General features: G+C 70.3%; 15 protein-coding genes. 9 read left to right on the top strand and 6 right to left on the bottom strand.

Going from position 1 to position 17,481, the window contains the following annotated elements:
- Position 1: 1 nt before the first annotated feature.
- The 3 genes from NVV32_RS05815 to NVV32_RS05825 are packed head-to-tail and all read left to right on the top strand — an operon-like array spanning position 2 to position 2,257.
- Positions 2–688, top strand: a complete 687-nt coding sequence (locus tag NVV32_RS05815) for an NUDIX domain-containing protein (protein WP_422391674.1) — start codon at positions 2–4, stop codon at positions 686–688.
- Positions 689–693: 5 nt separating this feature from the next.
- Positions 694–1,656 (top strand): site-specific tyrosine recombinase XerD, encoded by a 963-nt coding sequence (gene xerD, locus NVV32_RS05820; RefSeq protein ID WP_055773595.1) that lies wholly within the window; start codon positions 694–696, stop codon positions 1,654–1,656.
- On the top strand, positions 1,649–2,257 hold the full coding sequence (locus NVV32_RS05825; RefSeq protein WP_422391675.1) for an 8-oxo-dGTP diphosphatase: 609 nt from the start codon (positions 1,649–1,651) through the stop codon (positions 2,255–2,257). The genes xerD and NVV32_RS05825 overlap by 8 nt, the downstream gene beginning before the upstream one ends.
- A gap of 147 nt (positions 2,258–2,404) precedes the next feature.
- Here NVV32_RS05825 and NVV32_RS05830 read toward each other — a convergent pair whose 3' ends face one another.
- From NVV32_RS05830 to NVV32_RS05845, 4 genes are read right to left on the bottom strand one after another with little or no spacing between them, the layout of a single operon-like run.
- Positions 2,405–3,544, bottom strand: a complete 1,140-nt coding sequence (locus NVV32_RS05830) for a bifunctional 2-methylcitrate synthase/citrate synthase (protein WP_422391676.1) — start codon at positions 3,542–3,544, stop codon at positions 2,405–2,407.
- Positions 3,541–4,497, bottom strand: coding sequence for a methylisocitrate lyase (gene prpB / locus NVV32_RS05835; RefSeq protein ID WP_422391677.1), 957 nt, complete (start codon positions 4,495–4,497; stop codon positions 3,541–3,543). Before prpB ends, NVV32_RS05830 begins: the two co-directional genes overlap by 4 nt.
- Positions 4,498–4,507: 10 nt before the next feature.
- Entirely contained in the window at positions 4,508–6,028 is a 1,521-nt protein-coding gene (locus tag NVV32_RS05840; RefSeq protein ID WP_422391678.1) for an MmgE/PrpD family protein, read from the bottom strand.
- Positions 6,021–6,707 carry a GntR family transcriptional regulator gene (locus NVV32_RS05845; RefSeq protein WP_055773593.1) on the bottom strand — a complete coding sequence of 229 codons (687 nt, stop codon included), beginning with the start codon at positions 6,705–6,707 and terminating at the stop codon, positions 6,021–6,023. The genes NVV32_RS05840 and NVV32_RS05845 overlap by 8 nt, the downstream gene beginning before the upstream one ends.
- A gap of 189 nt (positions 6,708–6,896) precedes the next feature.
- Here NVV32_RS05845 and NVV32_RS05850 point away from each other — a divergent pair, with 189 nt between their 5' ends.
- Positions 6,897–8,891 (top strand): AMP-binding protein, encoded by a 1,995-nt coding sequence (locus tag NVV32_RS05850; RefSeq protein WP_422391679.1) that lies wholly within the window; start codon positions 6,897–6,899, stop codon positions 8,889–8,891.
- A 44-nt stretch (positions 8,892–8,935) separates the two neighbouring features.
- Here NVV32_RS05850 and NVV32_RS05855 read toward each other — a convergent pair whose 3' ends face one another.
- Together NVV32_RS05855 and NVV32_RS05860 are read right to left on the bottom strand one after the other, a co-directional pair.
- Positions 8,936–9,658 (bottom strand): response regulator, encoded by a 723-nt coding sequence (locus tag NVV32_RS05855; RefSeq protein ID WP_055773570.1) that lies wholly within the window; start codon positions 9,656–9,658, stop codon positions 8,936–8,938.
- Positions 9,655–11,493, bottom strand: a complete 1,839-nt coding sequence (locus NVV32_RS05860) for an ATP-binding protein (protein ID WP_422391680.1) — start codon at positions 11,491–11,493, stop codon at positions 9,655–9,657. The genes NVV32_RS05855 and NVV32_RS05860 overlap by 4 nt, the downstream gene beginning before the upstream one ends.
- 223 nt (positions 11,494–11,716) lie before the next feature.
- Here NVV32_RS05860 and NVV32_RS05865 point away from each other — a divergent pair, with 223 nt between their 5' ends.
- From NVV32_RS05865 to NVV32_RS05885, 5 genes are all read left to right on the top strand, one after another.
- Positions 11,717–13,120 carry a cation:dicarboxylate symporter family transporter gene (locus NVV32_RS05865; protein WP_055773568.1) on the top strand — a complete coding sequence of 468 codons (1,404 nt, stop codon included), beginning with the start codon at positions 11,717–11,719 and terminating at the stop codon, positions 13,118–13,120.
- A gap of 361 nt (positions 13,121–13,481) precedes the next feature.
- Complete coding sequence (locus NVV32_RS05870) at positions 13,482–14,366, top strand: ParA family protein (RefSeq protein WP_055773566.1); 885 nt, start codon at positions 13,482–13,484, stop codon at positions 14,364–14,366.
- A gap of 44 nt (positions 14,367–14,410) precedes the next feature.
- Entirely contained in the window at positions 14,411–15,349 is a 939-nt protein-coding gene (locus NVV32_RS05875; RefSeq protein WP_422391681.1) for a segregation and condensation protein A, read from the top strand.
- Complete coding sequence (gene scpB, locus NVV32_RS05880) at positions 15,342–15,983, top strand: SMC-Scp complex subunit ScpB (protein ID WP_422391682.1); 642 nt, start codon at positions 15,342–15,344, stop codon at positions 15,981–15,983. The genes NVV32_RS05875 and scpB overlap by 8 nt, the downstream gene beginning before the upstream one ends.
- A 97-nt stretch (positions 15,984–16,080) precedes the next feature.
- Positions 16,081–17,481: a pseudouridine synthase gene (locus NVV32_RS05885; protein WP_422391683.1), complete on the top strand. Its 1,401-nt coding sequence runs from the start codon at positions 16,081–16,083 to the stop codon at positions 17,479–17,481.

Below are 17,481 nucleotides of genomic sequence, written 5' to 3' on the forward strand. Positions count from 1 at the left end.
CGTGCAGGTGTCCGGGGACGACCGTGCGACCTTCAGCGACGAGCAGAGCCCCCGCCGGCTGATCGACGCGTCGACGGTCTACGAAGGGCGTGTGTGGGACGTCGTCAGCGAGCAGTTCAGCCTCACGGCGGACGGCGAGGCGATCACACGCGACTTCATCCGCCACCCCGGGGCCGTCGCCGTCCTGGTCCTGAACGACGACGGCCAGGTGCTGCTGATCCGTCAGTACCGGCACCCGGTGCGCATGGCGCTCTGGGAGATCCCGGCCGGCCTGCTCGACGAGGAGGGCGAGGACTTCGTGGACGCGGCGGCGCGTGAACTCGCCGAGGAGGCGGACCTCACCGCCCGCCAGTGGCATGTCCTGGTGGACCTCTTCCTGTCCCCGGGCTCGTCCTCCGAGGCGCTGCGCATCTACCTGGCCCGCGGGATCGGTGACGTGCCCGAGGCCGATCGTCACACGCGCACGCACGAGGAGGCGGAGATCGAACTCCGGTGGATGGATCTCGACGACGCCGTCAGCGCGGCCCTCGAGGGTCGGATCCACAGTCCGTCCGCCGTCGCGGCAGTTCTCGCGGCCCGCGTGGCACGGGAGAACGGGTTCATCGATCTGCGCCCGGCCATGACGCCGTGGCCGGAACACCCGAGCCAGCACTCCACGTGGCCGCGCGGCGCCGTGCTCGAGATCTGACCACCATGGCGGACCAGGCACCTGTCGACGAGGACGGGCCGCTGTCGACGCTGCTCCGGGACTACCTGCAGCACATGTCCGTGGAGCGGGGCCTGTCCGTCAACACGCTCGCGGCGTATCGCCGGGACCTCCGCCGCTATGCCGCGTTCCTCCGGACCAGGGACGTCGGTGATGCTACCGCCGTGACGCGGCACGACGTATCGGCCTTCGCCCAGGCTGTCGTCTCCGGCGACGACGGCTTCGCGGCACTCAGTCCACGGTCGGCGGCACGGACGATCGTCGCCGTCCGCGGGTTGCACCGGTTCTGGGCGCTCGAGGGTATCACCGAGGGAGATCCGGCCCGGGACGTCCACCCGCCGATGGCGGGGCAGCGGCTCCCGAAAGCCATCCCGGTGGCGGAGGTCGTCAGGATCCTCGAGTCCGTGGACACCTCGACCTCCACCGGTCAGCGGGACCGGGCGCTGCTGGAGTTCCTGTATTCCACCGGAGCCCGGATCAGCGAGGCCGTGGGGCTGGACGTCGACGATGTCTCCGTCAGCGACGCGCAGGACCTCCCGGCCGTCGTCCGGCTGACCGGCAAGGGCTCGAAGGAACGACTGGTCCCGGTCGGGTCCTACGCGGCTCGGGCGGTGGACGGCTACCTCGTCCGCGGCAGGCCCCTGCTCGCCTCGAAGGGCACGGGAAGTCCTGCCCTCTTCCTCAACATGCGCGGGGGGCGCCTGAGCCGCCAGAGCGCCTGGAGCATCCTGAAAGCGGCCACCGAACGCGCGGGTGTGACCCGCGACGTCTCCCCGCACACACTGCGCCACTCGTTCGCGACGCATCTGCTCGAGGGGGGCGCGGACGTCCGGGTGGTGCAGGAGCTGCTCGGTCACGCCTCCGTCACCACCACGCAGGTGTACACCCTGGTCACGGCCGATACGCTGCGCGAGGTGTACGCCGCGGCGCACCCGAGGGCCCGTGCCTGACGTCGACGCCCCGGACGACGATCCGGCGGCCGGCGTGCCCTCGTCCGGCGCTGTGATGCCAGACGGGAGGCTGCCTGGCCCCACCGCGTCCGGAGTGTCCCGCGAGTGGTCGACGATCGACGGCGCAGCCTACAGGCGTGTCGTCCTGTGCTTCCTGTTCCGCCCGTCGTCCACGGGTCGGGAGGTGCTGCTCGGCCTCAAGCGGACCGGTTTCGGGACGGGGAGGGTCGTGGCGCTCGGCGGCAAGGTCGACGGCGACGAGTCCGACCTCGACGCCGCGGTCCGCGAGGTCGAGGAGGAGAGCGGGATCGCCCTGCGGCCGTCGGACCTGCGGTATGCGGGCCGGATCAGCTGGTCCTTCCCTGCCCGGCCGGACTGGAACATGCAGTCCGCACTCTTCACGGCCGAGGCCGGACACAGCGTGCCCGCCCCGTGCGAGGAGATCGAGCCGCGCTGGTATCCGGTCGACGCGATCCCTTGGGCCGCCATGTGGAAGGACGCGCCGCATTGGCTTCCGGAGCTCCTGGCCGGAACCCGCGTCGAGGCGCACATCGAGATGGCGGCGGACAACGATGGGGTCGCGCGGGCGACGATCAGCTGACGCGACCCTCCACGGCGACGGGTCGGCTGACGCGACCTTCAGCGGGTGTCGAGCGCCCGGCCGGACCCTCCGCCGGCGCGACCCCGCGCCTGCCGAGCCTGACGGGCGGGCGCCGGCCCGTCGCCAGCCCGGCGACGGCCCCCGCGGTCAGCCGACGTGCCGCTCCTCGGGACCGTTGTACAGGCTGAGCGGCCGGATGAGCGAGTTCGAGGCCACCTGCTCCATGACGTGTGCAGTCCAGCCGGTGATGCGGGCCGCGATGAAGAGCGGGGTGAACATCTCCGTGTCGAAACCCATGAGGTGGTAGGTGGGCCCGGCTGGGTAGTCGAGGTTCGGCTTGATGCCCTTGGCTTCGTCCATCGCCGTCTCCAGCCCCGAGTAGAGGCCGAGGATCTCGCTGCGTCCGTAGTACTCGATCATCGCGTCGAGGGCGGACTTCATGGTCGGCACGCGGGAATCGCCGCTCTTGTAGACGCGGTGCCCGAAGCCCATCACCTTCTTCTTCGATGCGAGGGCGTCCTCCATCCATGCCTTGGCCCGGACGGCGGCGTCCTCGGCGCTCTCGTCCTCGCGGATGCCGATCTCCTCGAAGGTGTGCATGACGGCCTCGTTGGCTCCGCCGTGCAGGGCTCCCTTCAGGGCGCCGATCGCCCCGGTGACCGCGGAGTGCAGGTCCGCGAGGGTGGACGTGATGACCCGCGCGGTGAAGGTCGAGGCATTGAAGGAGTGTTCGGCGTAGAGCACCATCGAGACGTCGAAGGCGTGGACCACCTCCGTGGGTGCCTCCTCCCCGAACGTCATCCAGAGGAAGTTCGCCGAGTAGCCGAGGTCGTCGCGCGGCTCCACGAGCGCCTGTCCGCGCCGGCGCCGCTGGTCATAGGCGACGACGGCGGGGAAGGCCGCGAACAGCGTGGCGGCCTTCTCCATGTTCGCGTCGACCGAGTTGTCGCCGGCCAGGGGGTGGCTCGCCCCCATGACGGACACGGCGGTGCGTGCCACGTCCATCGGGTGCGCGGTCGCAGGAAGCAGGTCGATGGCGGCGATGACCTGCTCGGGCAGGGCGCGGTGGGCACGCTCGAAGGCGTCGAACTCCTGCCGTTGCGCGGCGTCCGGCAGCTCGCCGTTCCAGAGGAGATAGGCCACGTCCTCCATGTCCCGGTGGCCGGCCAGCTCCTGGACGGGGTAGCCCCGGTAGAGCAGGGAGTTGGATTCGGGATTCACCTTCGAGATCGCGGTGTGGTCGACGACCACTCCGGCAAGGCCCTTGTGGATCTCTGGTTCTGTCACGATTGCTCCTCCTGTGCATCGGATCCTGCGGGTGCGGGCGGGGCGGCGGATCTGCTGCCCGGTACCTCGAAGTCGAAGATGGACGAGTCGAACCGGTTGTAGCCCTCGTAGTCCACGAGGTCGTACAGCCGGCTGCGCGTCTGCATCCCCTCCACGGCGGGTTGCTGGGTGCCGTGGAGTCGGATCGTGTCCAGCGTACGCTCGGCGGCGCCCATCGCACTGCGCAGGAGTGTGACCGGGTAGATCACCATGCTCACCCCGACGTCCTGGAGCTGCTCCGCCGTGAAGAGATCGCTCTTCCCGAACTCCGTCATGTTCGCGAGGATCGGTACGTCCACGGCATCCCGGATGGCACGGAACTCGTCCAGGGTCCGCATCGCCTCCGGGAAGATCGCGTCCGCGCCGGCCTCGACCAGTGCACGGGACCGGTCCTGTGCCGCCCTGAGGCTGTCCGTGCCTCGGATGTCGGTCCGCGCCATGATGAGGAAGTCGGGGTCGCGGCGTGCGTCGGCGGCGGCCCGGATGCGCTTGACCGCGGTGTCGAGGTCGACGACGTTCTTGCCGTCGAGGTGACCGCACCGCTTGGGGTTGAACTGGTCCTCGATGTGGCAACCGGCCAGGCCTGCGTTCTCGAGTTCCTGTACGCTGCGGGCCACGTTCATGGGCTCGCCGAAGCCGGTGTCTGCGTCGACCAGGCAGGGCAGGTCCGTCATCCGGGCGATCTGTCCGGCCCGCTGCGCCACCTCGGTCAGCGTGGTGAGGCCGATGTCGGGGAGCCCGAGATCGGCGGCGATCACGGCGCCCGAGATGTAGACGCCGTCGAACCCCCTGTCGCCGATCAGCCGGGCCGAGAGGGGATTGAAGGCACCCGGGAACTGCTGGAGGCGGCCCGAGGCCAGCCCGTCGCGGAGGGCGCGTCGTTTCTGGGGCGCGGTGACGCTCGAATACAGCATCCCGGCCCTCCTACAGGAGTCCCTGCGGCATCGCGACCGCATCGAGGTGGCCTGGACGGGCGACGACGTTGAGTTGCCCGAGCGATCCTGCGGGCAGGTCCGGGAGCTGCTCGACGGCCGCGAGGAAGCGCTCGAGTTCCGCGTCCTCGACGATGCCCGCGGCGAGCATGCGCAGCTTCGCGATGTAGTCGGCACGGGCGAAGGGGCGGGCGCCGAGGGGATGCGCATCGGCGACGGCGATCTCGTCCGTGATGACCGTCCCGTCGGTCAGGGTGATCTCGACGCCGCCGCCGAAGGCTTTCTCGGCGATGTCGAGCGAGTGGTAGCGCCGCGTCCACTCCGGGTCCTCGACCGTGGTGACCTTGTGCCAGAGGGCCACTGTGTCGGGGCGGGCGGCGCGTTCGGGCGCGTATGAGTCCTCGTGGTGCCAGCGGCCGTCCTGCAGCGCCACGGTGAAGATGTAGGGGATGGAGTGGTCGAGAGTCTCACGCGAGGCGGTGGGCTCGTACTTCTGCGGGTCGTTGGCGCCGGACCCGATGACGTAGTGCGTGTGGTGGGAGGTGTGGATGACGACGGCCGCGACGTTGTCCGGGTCGGCCACCTCGGGGTGGGCACTGTGGAGGCGCCGTGCGAGGTCGATCCAGGCCTGCGCCTGGTACTCCGCCGAGTGCTCCTTGGTGTAGGTGTCGAGGATGGCCCGCTTCGCCTCGCCCCGGGTGGGGAGCGGCACCTCGTAGGCGGCGGTCGGGCCGTCGAGGAGCCAGGCGATCACGCCGTCCTCGCCCTCGTAGATGGGTGTGGGGGAGGTCTGTCCGCGCATCGCCCGGTCGACCGACTCGACGGCCATCTTGCCGGCGAAGGCCGGAGCGTGCGCCTTCCAGGTGGAGATCTCGCCCTTGCGGGACTGGCGGGTGGCTGTCGTCGTGTGCAGGGCCTGGCCGACGGCGTGGAAGATCACGTCGGCCTCGAGGCCGAGCAGGGTGCCGATGCCTGCTGCAGCAGAAGGGCCGAGGTGTGCCACGTGGTCGATCTTGTGCTCGTGCAGGCAGATCGCCTTCACGAGGTCCACCTGGATCTCGTAGCCCGTGGCGATCGCCCGGAGCAGGTCCCGGCCCGAGGCGCCGGCGTGCTGCGCCGTGGCGAGGATCGGCGGGATGTTGTCCCCGGGGTGGGAGTAGTCGGCGGCGAGGAAGGTGTCGTGGTAGTCGAGTTCACGCACGGCCACCCCGTTGGCCCAGGCGGCCCACTCCGCGGACACGGGCTCCGTGACGCCGAAGACGGCTGCGCCGCTGCCGTGGGCGGACACGGGATGACTGAGGGCCTGCGCACGCGCGGCGAGGACCGGCGCCCGGTTCAGGGAGGCGATGGCGACGGAGGCGTTGTCGATGATGCGGTTGATGACCATGTCCGCGACGTCGTCGGTGACCTCGACGGGGTCGGTGGCCACCTCGGCGATCTTCCAGGCGAGCTGGCCGGTCTTCGGGAGGTTCTCCTCGCTGCGGTGGACGCGGACGGGGTGCGATTCAACCATGGTGTACCTTTCGTGGATCTCGGAACGGGGTGGGAGGCGACGCCGGGGCGACGGGCGGATCGAGGAGGTGCTGCAGGCTGGTGTGGAGGTGGACGCGCATGGCGGCCTCGGCGAGGTCGGCGTTCCCGGCCGCGACGGCGAGAGCGATCTGCTCGTGTTCGCGGGCGGAGGCGAGCAGCCGCGCCGGATGGTCACGGGCGAGCCGCCGGACTCGGGCGAGGTGCGTCCGGATGGACTTCTGCGCCTGGTACAGGTAGGAGTTGGCGGCTGCTTCATCGATCGCCCGGTCGAGCCGGGCCGTGAGCGCGTAGTAGTCCTCGTGCCCGCCACCGTGCTCGAGGCTCTGCCCGGCGGAGCGGAACTCCGTGGCCAGGGCATCGAACACCGCCGCCGACCCCCGCACGGCTGCAAGGCGCACGGCCGCACATTCCAGCGGTAGCCGGACGTCGAAGAGATCGGCCACCGCGTCGAGCGAGATGGCGGAGACCACGACGCCGCGCCCGGCATGCGGCGTGGCCAGTCCTTCGGCGACGAGCCGCGAGAGGGCTTCGCGCAGTGGCGTCCGGGAGACGCCGAGGCGTGCGGACTGCTCGACCTCGGCCAGCACGTCGCCGGGAGCGAGCCGCCACTCGAGGATGTCCGAGCGGAGGAAGGCGTAGGCGCGGTCACTCGCTCTCACACCGACCTCCGCCTGTTCGTCGTCGCCGGGGCGCAGCCCGGCCTTTCGCTTGAATGTATACACGGAGCCCCCCAGAAGCAAGGGTCGCGAGCCCAGGTTCAGGACCGCGGGCGTGTCGTGTATACAGGAGCCGCTGAAGCAGCTCAGGGCCCGTGATACTCTCCTCTCCACGCGCAAGGGAGGGCGAGCATGGCTGCAGCAGGGATGGACACCGGAGGCGGTACCCCGGGGAACGAGTACACGGCGCTGCACGCCGAAAGCCTCGCCGATCCCGAGCGGTTCTGGCTCGCTGCCGCGGAAGCGGTCGACTGGTCGGCCGCACCCACCTCGGCACTCGACACCACGTCCGCGCCCCTCTACCGGTGGTTCCCCTCCGCCACGCTCAACACGAGTCACAACGCCCTCGATCGCCACGTCGACGCGGGACACGGCACGCGGACGGCACTCGTGTACGACTCCGCGATGCTGGGTCTGCGCCGCAGCTACACCTACGCCGAGCTGCGGGACGAGGTGGCGGTCTTCGCGGGCGTCCTCGCCGGGCTCGGCGTCGGCAAGGGTGACCGCGTCCTCGTGTACCTGCCGATGGTCCCCGAAGCCGTCATCGCCATGCTGGCGACGGCGCGCCTCGGGGCGGTGCACTCGGTGGTGTTCGGGGGATTCGCCCCCGCCGAACTCGCCGCGCGCATCCGGGACGCCGGACCAGCGGCGGTGGTCACCGCGACGGGCGGCTTCGAGCCGGGTCGCCGCGTCGAGTATCTGCCGGCCGTCCGGGAGGCACTCGCGCTCGCCGGCAGCGGGGGGACGCCCGTGGTCGTGAAGCATCGTGATGGCTTCGACAACAGGGCCGGGACGGATCCGGATGACGTGTCCGGAGACGGCCGTTCCTCCTCGACCGGCTCCTCGACCGCCGGTGGTGACGCGCCGTGGGTCGATTGGGACGACGCCGTCGGGCGGGCCGAGCCGGTCGCTCCCGTCGACGTGGCGGCGACCGATCCGCTCTACATCCTCTACACCTCCGGCACCACCGGCTCCCCGAAGGGCGTGGTGCGGGACAACGGCGGGCACGCCGTCGCGCTGGCCTGGTCCATGCGGAACATCTACGGCATCGGCCCGGGCGACGTCATCGTGACGGCGTCGGACGTCGGCTGGGTCGTGGGGCACTCCTACATCGTCTACGGGCCGCTCCTGGCGGGCGCGACGACGGTGCTCTACGAGGGCAAGCCGGTGGGGACGCCCGACGCGGGTGCCTTCGGCAGGCTCATCGAGGAGCACCGAGCAAAGGTGCTCTTCACCGCGCCGACCGCCCTGCGCGCGATCCGCCGGGCCGATCCCGAGGGCTCGGCGCTCCGCGGCCACGACCTGTCCTCCCTCGATTCGCTCTTCTCCGCCGGTGAACGCCTCGACACCGGGACTTCCGCCTGGATCGGTGGCGTCCTCGGTGTCCCGGTCGTGGACAACTGGTGGCAGACGGAGACCGGCTGGCCCATCTGTGCCAATCCGCGGGGGTTCGGTGGCGTCCCGCTGAAGCCGGGGTCGCCGTCGCTGCCGTCGCCCGGCTTCGACGTGGCCGTCCTGGACGAGAGCGGTGCGCCCCTTCCCGCGGGGCTCGAGGGCAGCATCGCCCTGCGCCTCCCGCTCCCGCCGGGCACCCTGACGACCCTCTGGGGCAGCGATCAGCGGTACCGCGAGTCCTACCTCGAGGCGTTCGACGGCTACTACTCCAGCGGGGATTCCGGCTACCTGGACGAGGACGGCTACGTGTTCGTCATGGGACGCACCGACGACGTCATCAACGTGGCCGGGCACAGGCTCTCCACCGGCGCCATCGAGCAGGTCATCGCGCAGCACCCCGCCGTCGCCGAGTGCGCGGTCCTCGGACTCCACGATCCGCTGAAAGGCCAGCGCGCCAGCGGCTACGTGGTCCTGAAGGCAGGCTCGACCATCGACGCCGAGACGCTCGAAGCGGACCTCGTACACCTGGTGCGCACGACCATCGGACCCGTTGCGGACTTCCGTTCGGCCGTGGTCGTCGATGCGCTGCCGAAGACGCGCTCGGGCAAGATCCTGCGCAAGACCATGCGCCAGATGGCCGCAGGGGAGCAGTACGCCGTCCCGTCCACGATCGAGGATCCTGCCGTGCTCGATGCGCTGGCCCCGCTGCTGCGGCCGACGTCCGCGGACTGACGGTCGCCCGGGCAGCCCGACCCGGTGGGGGAGCGGGACGGGCGTCAGCGCCCGGTGGTGGTCCGCGCCCAGCTGTACTCGAACTCAGGGCGTCCCCGCGTGCCGTAGCGCGGTGTCCTCAGGACGGACCGCTGATCGGCGAGGTGTTCGAGGTAGCGCCGCGCGGTCACCCGTGACATCGACAGCGCCTCCGAGACCTCGATGGCGGTGGTCGGGGCGGACTGCTCCTTCAGATGGGCCGACACGGCGCGCAACGTCTCACCGGAGAGTCCCTTGGGGAGCGCCGCGGACGCGACGGTGCGCAGTGAGGCGAAGGCCTGGTCCACCTCGGCCTGCGTGGTCGCCGTCGCCTGGTCGACGAGGCTCTGCCGGAACTCTTGGTAGGCACCCAGCTTCTCGCTGAACGCCGAGTAGGTGAACGGCTTGATGAGGTACTGGACGATCCCCGACGAAATGGCCGAGCGGACCACGTGCAGGTCGCGCACCGCAGTGATGGCGATGATGTCGATCGGGAGGCCCAGCCCGCGCACCCTGCGGATGATGTCGAGCCCGTGGACGTCCGGCAGGTTCATGTCGAGCAGCATGAGGTCGACGGGCGCGCCGGCCTGCCCCGCGGTGTCGCCCACGAGCTGCAGGAAGGCGGCGAGCTCCGCGCCGCTCCGGGCGACCCCGGCGAGCTCGAAACCGTCGAGGCGGCGCACGTACTCCGCGTGCGCGTCCGCGGCCACGGGATCGTCCTCGACGACGAGGACCCGGATGGCGGTCATGCCCGACCGCCACCGGACGCGGGGCGCGCGCCGGTACCGTCGGGTGCGGCCTCGAAGGCTCGTGAGGTGCTCAGCGGGCGAGCAGCGGCACCCGAGGGAGCCGAGGGACCTGTGGGAACCGGTCCGTCCGCCGGTTCGGCGGGTGCAGGGTAGGGGAGCCGGATCGTGAAGCGGGCACCGCCGTCGTCCGTGTCCGTCACCTCCACCACCCCGCCGAAGCGCCGGACGGCCTGGCGGACGAGCGCGAGGCCGATCCCGCGCCCGGCCCCCTGTACCCCCTGGCCGACGACCCCCGTCCGGCTGTGCATCCGGCCGGAGGTCACCCCACCCGTCCTGCCCCTCTGCGGGCCGCCGTCGTGCTTGGTGCTGTAGCCGAAATCGAAGATCTTCGCCTTCTCGGAATCGGGCAGGCCGTGACCGCTGTCCTCCACGACGATCTCGAGGTACGGCGCGGTCCCCTCCGGCGCGAGACGTGTCACGGAGAGGAGCACGCGTGGTTCCTCGGAGGCCGCAGCCTCGTCGAAGGCGTTGTCCAGCAGGTTGCCGATGATCGTGACGAGGTCCACGGGATTGAGGGCACCGGCCTGTGCGTCATGGCCGATCTCCGAGATCAGCTCGATGCCGCGCTCGTTCGCCTGAGCCGCCTTGCCGACCAGCAGCGCCGCGATGAACGGCTCGTCGACCGCCCGGACCACCTCGTCCGTGAGCCGCTGCGACTGCTGCAGGTCCCTCGTCGCGAAATCGAGCACGTCCGCACTCCTGCCGAGTTCCACGAGCGACACGATGGTGTGCAGGCGATTGGCGTGCTCGTGGGTCTGCGAGCGCAGGGCGTCGGTCAGCGTGCGCATCGTCTCGACTTGCCCGGTCAGTGCCTCGATCTCCGTGTGGTCCCGCAGGGTGGTCACCGTGCCCAGAACGGTCGGATGGTGTGAGGCGCGCCCCGCGGGAGCCGGTGGTACGGCGGGTTCCTGGTTCACCACGAGAACCCGGCTGTCGGTCAGGTGCACCTCGTCGTTCGCCCTCCGCCCCGACGCCAGGAGCTCGCGGAGCGACGGCGGCACGGCGAGGTGCGACGCCGGCACCGGCTCCTGCGTGCCGTCGAGCCCCAGCAGCCGCGCAGCCTGGTCGTTGTAGAGGACCAGTCGGCCCTCGGCATCGGTCAGCAGGAGGCCCTCCCGGACCGAGTGGAGGACGGAGTCGTAGAACACGAAGGTGCGCGACAGTTCCGCCGGTCCCATGCCCAGCGTCGCGTCGCTCAGGCGTCGGCTGAGGAGGAAGGAAGCGAGGGCGCCGACCGCGAGCGCACCGAGCGCGATCGACGCGACGAGCGGCAGCTGGGCGTTCCGGGCGATCGCCGCGCGGTCCACCGTGATACCGGCCGCGACCATGGCCCGGACGGTCCCGTCGCCGCCCACGATCGGCACGATCGACCGGATCGACGGCCCCAGGGTGCCGGCGTACGTCTCCGTGTGGGTCCCGCCGGCGAGGGCCTCCGCCACCGACCCGATGTACGGCTTGCCGATCTGGTCGGGGTTGCGGTGGGTGTAGCGGGTCCGGTCCGTCGCCATGATGGTGATGAAGTCCACGCCGAGCCGGTCCATGACGCCCACGGCGTAGGGCTGGAGGACGGACGAGGGATCCGGGCCCTCCACGGCCTCGAGGACGGCAGGATCCAGCGCGATCGTCGTGGAGACGGCGACCATGCGCTCGGCCGCCGCGTCGTCCACGCCCTGCGCCGCATCGACGTACAGGATCACGGACAGCGACGCGGACAGCACCAGGATGAAGACGAGCTGAACGAGGAAGTACTGCCGTGCGAGGCTCCATCGACTCACGCGGGGATCCAGCTCCTTCGGGGTTCGTGGGGCACCGGGCGGGTACCGGCGCACGCGGGTCCATGACCAGTATGAACTCAATCGTGATGCGCATCACGCGCGGTGCGATGATCAGGAGGAAGCACCCAACACTACGCTCCCCGGTAGGACCCCGCAGCCGAAGAACGACCTCCGGCGGCCGGCGCCGCCGGGCGGCCGGACACCCAGGGAGAACACCATGGCTATGGCGCCATCGCGGTCCGACAACGGACCCGCCAAGACCCGCAAACGGGTCGACAAGACCCATTTCCTCTACATCGCCGTGATCGCGGCGGTGATTCTCGGCGCGATCCTCGGCCTGGCGGCCCCGGAGTTCGCCAAGTCGCTCAAACCGCTCGGAACGGGCTTCATCAACCTGATCAAGATGATGATCGCACCGATCATCTTCTGCACGATCGTGCTCGGGGTCGGGTCCATCGCGAAGGCCGCGACGGTCGGCAAGGTGGGCGGGCTCGCACTCGGGTACTTCATGGTCATGTCGACCTTCGCCCTGGCGATCGGCCTCGTGGTCGGCAACCTCATCCAGCCCGGCGAGGGACTCGACATCTCGTCGTCGACCTATGAGCTGCCGGCGACTGCCGAGGGTGCACCCGAGGGGACGGTCGGCTTCCTGCTCAGCATCATCCCCACCACCCTGCTCTCCGCACTGACGGGTCCGAGCATCCTGCAGACCCTGTTCGTGGCGCTGCTCGTCGGGTTCGCCCTCCAGAAGATGGGCTCCGCCGGCAAGCCGGTCCTCCGCGGCATCGGCCACATCCAGGCACTCGTCTTCCGGATCCTCATCATGATCATGTGGCTCGCACCCATCGGTGCGTTCGGTGCCATCGCCGCCGTAGTCGGCGAGACCGGCGTCCAGGCCATCGTCAGCATGGCGACGCTCATGATCGCCTTCTACATCACCTGCGCCCTGTTCATCGTCGTCATCCTCGGCGGCCTGCTGAAGATGGTCACCGGGGTGAACATCTTCAAGCTCATGAAGTACCTGGGCCGTGAGTACCTGCTCATCTTCAGCACCTCGTCCTCCGAAGCGGCGCTTCCCCGCCTCATCGCCAAGATGGAGCACCTCGGGGTCTCCAAGCCCGTCGTCGGCGTCACCGTCCCCACGGGCTACTCCTTCAACCTGGACGGCACCGCGATCTACCTGACCATGGCGGCGCTCTTCGTCGCCGAGGCCCTCGGCAAGCCCCTGGCCCTCGGCGAGCAGATCTCGCTCCTGGTGTTCATGATCATCGCCTCCAAGGGAGCGGCCGGGGTCACCGGAGCGGGCCTCGCGACCCTCGCCGGTGGCCTGCAGTCGCACCGCCCGGACCTGGTGGACGGCGTCGGCCTGATCGTCGGGATCGACCGCTTCATGTCCGAGGCCCGCGCGCTCACCAACTTCACCGGGAACGCCGTGGCGACGGTCCTCATCGGGACCTGGACCAAGGAGATCGACCGGGCCCGCGTGGATGACGTGCTCGACGGTCGCGAGCCCTTCGACGAGAGCACGATGACCACGGACCACCGCTTCGACAACGACGAGAACGACGTCGAGGATGGCGCCGAGGCCCACACGGAGGCCGCCGTCCGCGGGACCACCGCTCGCTGACAGCGCGCCACCACGGGCCGTCCGCCCGACCACCCGACGACGGCGGTGCCCTGGAGCTCATCCAGGGCACCGCCGTCGTCGTTCCCGCGGGGAGCGGTGCATGATCCGGGTGCATCCGGGCCCCGTCCCGGGCGTCCGGTGTCCCGCTCGTCCTCCCACCGAGGACCCCCTGAGTGGTCGTCCCGGACGCGGCGGGGAAAGGAACGTTCGACCTCAGGTTGAGGATCAAGGCTCGTCACCCCGGGACCCCCACCTCCGCGGTGCCCCTCCCGGGCGTTGTACGGTTGACCAAGAGAAACGCCGCCCGGCCCCCCTTCCCGGCCGGCGTGCACCGGATTCGATGGAAGCGTGGATAAACAACGTGAGTACTGAACAGGGTTCCACTCTGCCCGGCGCAGCGGACACGGAGCTCGGTCCGACCGGCCGGCCCGTGACGGAGTTCCCTGAACCCCCCGTCCTCGAGTCCCACGGCCCGGCGCGGGTCATCGCGATGGTCAACCAGAAGGGCGGCGTCGGCAAGACGACGTCGACCATCAACCTCGGCGCGGCGCTCGCGGAAGCCGGCCGCAAGGTCCTGCTCGTCGACTTCGACCCGCAGGGCGCGCTCTCCGCAGGCCTCGGCACGAACCCGCACGAGCTGGACGTGACGGTTTACAACGTGCTGATGGACCGCAAGGTGACCATCCACGACGCCATCCAGCACACCGCGATCGAGAACATTGATCTCCTGCCGGCCAACATCGACCTCTCCGCCGCAGAAGTGCAGCTCGTGAACGAGGTGGCACGCGAGCAGGTGCTCGACCGCGCCCTGCGGAAGGTCGCGGACGACTACGACGTCATCCTCATCGACTGCCAGCCCTCGCTCGGCCTCCTGACCGTCAACGCGCTCACTGCGGCGCACGGCGTCATCATCCCGCTCATCTGCGAGTTCTTCGCCCTGCGCGCGGTGGCCCTGCTGGTCGAGACCATCGAGAAGGTCCAGGACCGGCTGAACCCGCGCCTGCAGATCGACGGGGTACTGGCCACCATGTACGACGCCAGGACGCTCCACAGCCGCGAGGTCATCGCCCGGCTGGTCGAGGCCTTCGGCGACAAGGTCTTCGAGACCGTGATCAAAAGGACCATCAAGTTCGCCGACGCGACCGTCGCAGCGGAGCCGATCACGTCCTACGCCGCCAACCACTCCGGCGCGGATGCCTACCGGCGGCTCGCGAAGGAGCTCATCAGCAGGGGCGGAGCACCCTAGTGCCGGCGCGCACCGGGTCCGCCCGGGCCCGGTAGGTGACCGGGATGGCACGCGCGCAGGCGGCCACCGCTCCGACGACGGCGGCTCCTGCCGCCGTGTTCGCGGTGCAGCTGACGAATTTCAGCGGACCCTTCGATCTGCTGCTGAACCTCATCTCGCGACGTGAGCTCGACATCACCGAGATTGCCCTCGCCCAGGTGACGGACGAATTCATCGCGCACATCCGCCGCATCCAGGCGGCCGAGGGCGAGTGGAAACTCGACGAGGCGAGCGAGTTCCTCGTGGTCGCAGCGACCCTGCTGGACCTCAAGGCGGCGCGGCTGCTGCCCTCCGGCGCGGTCGAGGACGAGGAGGACATCGCCCTGCTCGAGGCCCGCGATCTCCTGTTCGCCCGGCTGCTGCAGTACAGGGCCTTCAAGGAAGTGGCCCGTCACCTCGCGCAGCGGCTCGAGGAGGAGGACGCGAGGCATCCTCGCGACGTCCCCCTCGAACCGCACCTCACCCGGCTGCTGCCCGAGCTCATCTGGAAGCACACGCCCGCGGACTTCGCCGCCCTGGCCGCGAAGGTCCTCGCCCCACGGCAGGAGCTGCCGTCCGAGGTCGGGATCGAGCACCTGCACGCCCCGGCCGTCAGCGTCCGGGACCAGGCGGTCATCCTGCAGGATCTCCTCCTGACGAGGGGTCCGCTGTCCTTCCGGCAGCTCACCGAGGACGCCGGTTCACGGTTGGTGCTGGTGGTGCGCTTCCTCGCGCTCCTCGAACTCTTCCGCGACGGGGCGATCTCCTTCGACCAGGCAGCCCCGCTCGCCGAACTGCTGGTGCGGTGGAGTGCCGAGGACGGGCACTGGTCGGCGGAAGCGCTGACGAGCGACTTCGAGGCGGAAGGGTCCGAGGCGGAGGGGAACGCGGAGGGGAACAGCGACGCACCCGACGGTGGGCAGGTCCCGCGGTCCGCGGGGGAACGGGAGGCGCAGGATGACTGAGCCGGGACCCCCCGCAGGGGATGAACCCGTGCCCGACGTCGATGTCCTGCCCGGCGGGATCCGGGGCGCCGTCGAGGCGATCCTCATGGTCGCGGACCGTCCCGTGACCGACGAACAGGTGGCCGCGGTCCTCGGGCGGCCGACCGCCGAGGTGCACGGGGTCCTCGTGGACCTGCAGCGGGAGTACGACGGCTATACTGGATCAGGCCTCCAGAGCACCGAACCATCTGAACCGCGCGGTTTCGAACTCAGGAACATCGCCGGCGGGTGGCGGATCTTCTCCCGGACGCACTTCGCGTCCGTTGTCGCCGACTTCGTTCTCGATGGCCAGACTGCCCGGCTCTCACAGGCAGCACTCGAGACACTGGCGGTCATCGCGTACCGCCAACCCGTCTCCCGTGCCCGGGTGTCCGCCATCCGGGGCGTTAACGTCGATTCCGTGGTCCGTACGCTGCTGCAGCGGGGGCTGGTCGTCGAGCAGGAGACCGATCCCGAGACCGGAGCGGTCCTCTATGGGACCACCATCCTCTTTCTGGAAAGATTGGGACTCGCCAGCGTCGACGAACTGCCGCGGATCGCCCCCCACCTTCCGGGCCTCGAGAGCCTGGGGGAGTACGACGAGACGACGTACTGAGGTGCATCGGCCGGCATCGATCAGCGGTGATCAGGAGCGGGACGGACGGACCGCCCCGAGCAGTGACGAACAGAGCAGTACCTACACGAAGGACGACATGACACAGCAGCCAGGATCCGATTCCGGACGTAACGCGCCGCGCCGCGGCGGGTCCGCCGGTCGACCCGCCGACGCTGACCGTGCACGGACGTCCCCGTCCCGCGGCGAGCGCACCGGCCGCCCGAACACGGGCGGCCCAGGCGAGGGTCGCTCCTTCCCGTCCCGTGACGATCGCGGTGGTCGGGCCGGCGAGGGCCGCCCGAGCCGCTCCGCCGAGGGTCGGCCGGCGCGGTCCGGCCAGGGCCGCCCCGGCACAGGTCGCACCGGCGAGAGCCGCTCCTTCCCGTCCCGTGACGATCGCGGTGGTCGCACCGGCGAGAGCCGCTCCTTCCCGTCCCGTGACGATCGCGGTGGTCGCACCGGCGAGGGCCGCCCGAGCCGCTCCGCCGAGGGCAGGCCGCAGAGCGGCGAGCGGCGCGAGTCCGCCGACGGTCGAGCGCGTTCGGCCGCAGGCCGTCCCTCGGCCGGCACGCCGTCGGGCCGCTTCGCAGCGAAGCCAGGCAGCCGCGCCGGCAAGCCGGGACGTCCGGGCCAGGCAGGCCCGCGCCAGAAGCTGGCGGGCGCCAAGGCCTTCGGCAAGGAGCGTTTCGGCCAGAACCTCGGCCCCGTTCGGCAGGCCAGGCCGAAGCACTCGGGCCGACCCGCGGATGAGATCGACGTGCACAACCCCGAGGGCGTGCGCCTGCAGAAGGTGATGGCCCTCGCCGGCGTCGCGTCCCGCCGCGTCTGCGAGGAGATGATCCTCGACGGCCGGGTGGAGGTCGACGGCACGATCGTCACCGAACTCGGTGTGCGGGTGGATCCCGAACAGGTCGCCATCCACGTGGACGGCATCCGCCTGCAGCTCAACGAGCACCTGAAGTACTACGTCTTCAACAAGCCCCGCGGCGTCGTGTCCACCATGGAGGACCCCGAGGGCCGCCGCTGCATCAGCGACTTCCTCAAGAACAAGGACAAGAGCGAGCGGCTCTTCCACGTGGGCCGCCTGGACGCCGAGACCGAGGGCCTGCTGCTGCTCACCAACGACGGTGAGCTCACCAACCGCCTCACGCACCCGTCCTACGAAGTACCCAAGACTTATCTCGTCCAGGTCCGCGGCCCCATGGCCCAGGGCATCGGAGCCCAGATGAAGGAGGGGATCGAGCTCGAGGACGGCGTGGCGACGGTGGACTCCTTCAAGCTCGTCGACTCCACCCCCGGCCACATCCTCGTCGAGGTGGTCCTGCATTCGGGACGCAACCGTGTCGTCCGCCGGCTCTTCGACGCCGTCGGACACCCCGTGGAGCGCCTCGTCCGCACCCAGGTGGGTCCCATCCGCGTCGGTGACCAGCGCCAGGGCAGCATCCGCGTGCTCGGCCGCCAGGAGGTCGGACACCTCCTGGCTTCGGTGGGCCTCTAG

Source organism: Arthrobacter sp. N1, from assembly GCF_048288285.1.
GTDB lineage: Bacteria > Actinomycetota > Actinomycetes > Actinomycetales > Micrococcaceae > Arthrobacter_D.

Bases quoted from the DNA above. Each gene is read 5' to 3' on its own strand.
- NVV32_RS05850 (WP_422391679.1), top strand. From the start codon at position 6,897: ATGGCTGCAGCAGGGATGGACACCGGAGGCGGTACCCCGGGGAACGAG.
- NVV32_RS05875 (WP_422391681.1), top strand. From the start codon at position 14,411: ATGGCACGCGCGCAGGCGGCCACCGCTCCGACGACGGCGGCTCCTGCC.
- NVV32_RS05865 (WP_055773568.1), top strand. From the start codon at position 11,717: ATGGCGCCATCGCGGTCCGACAACGGACCCGCCAAGACCCGCAAACGG.
- scpB (WP_422391682.1), top strand. From the start codon at position 15,342: ATGACTGAGCCGGGACCCCCCGCAGGGGATGAACCCGTGCCCGACGTC.
- xerD (WP_055773595.1), top strand. From the start codon at position 694: ATGGCGGACCAGGCACCTGTCGACGAGGACGGGCCGCTGTCGACGCTG.
- prpB (WP_422391677.1), bottom strand. From the start codon at position 4,497: ATGCTGTATTCGAGCGTCACCGCGCCCCAGAAACGACGCGCCCTCCGC.
- NVV32_RS05885 (WP_422391683.1), top strand. From the start codon at position 16,081: ATGACACAGCAGCCAGGATCCGATTCCGGACGTAACGCGCCGCGCCGC.
- NVV32_RS05840 (WP_422391678.1), bottom strand. From the start codon at position 6,028: ATGGTTGAATCGCACCCCGTCCGCGTCCACCGCAGCGAGGAGAACCTC.
- NVV32_RS05855 (WP_055773570.1), bottom strand. From the start codon at position 9,658: ATGACCGCCATCCGGGTCCTCGTCGTCGAGGACGATCCCGTGGCCGCG.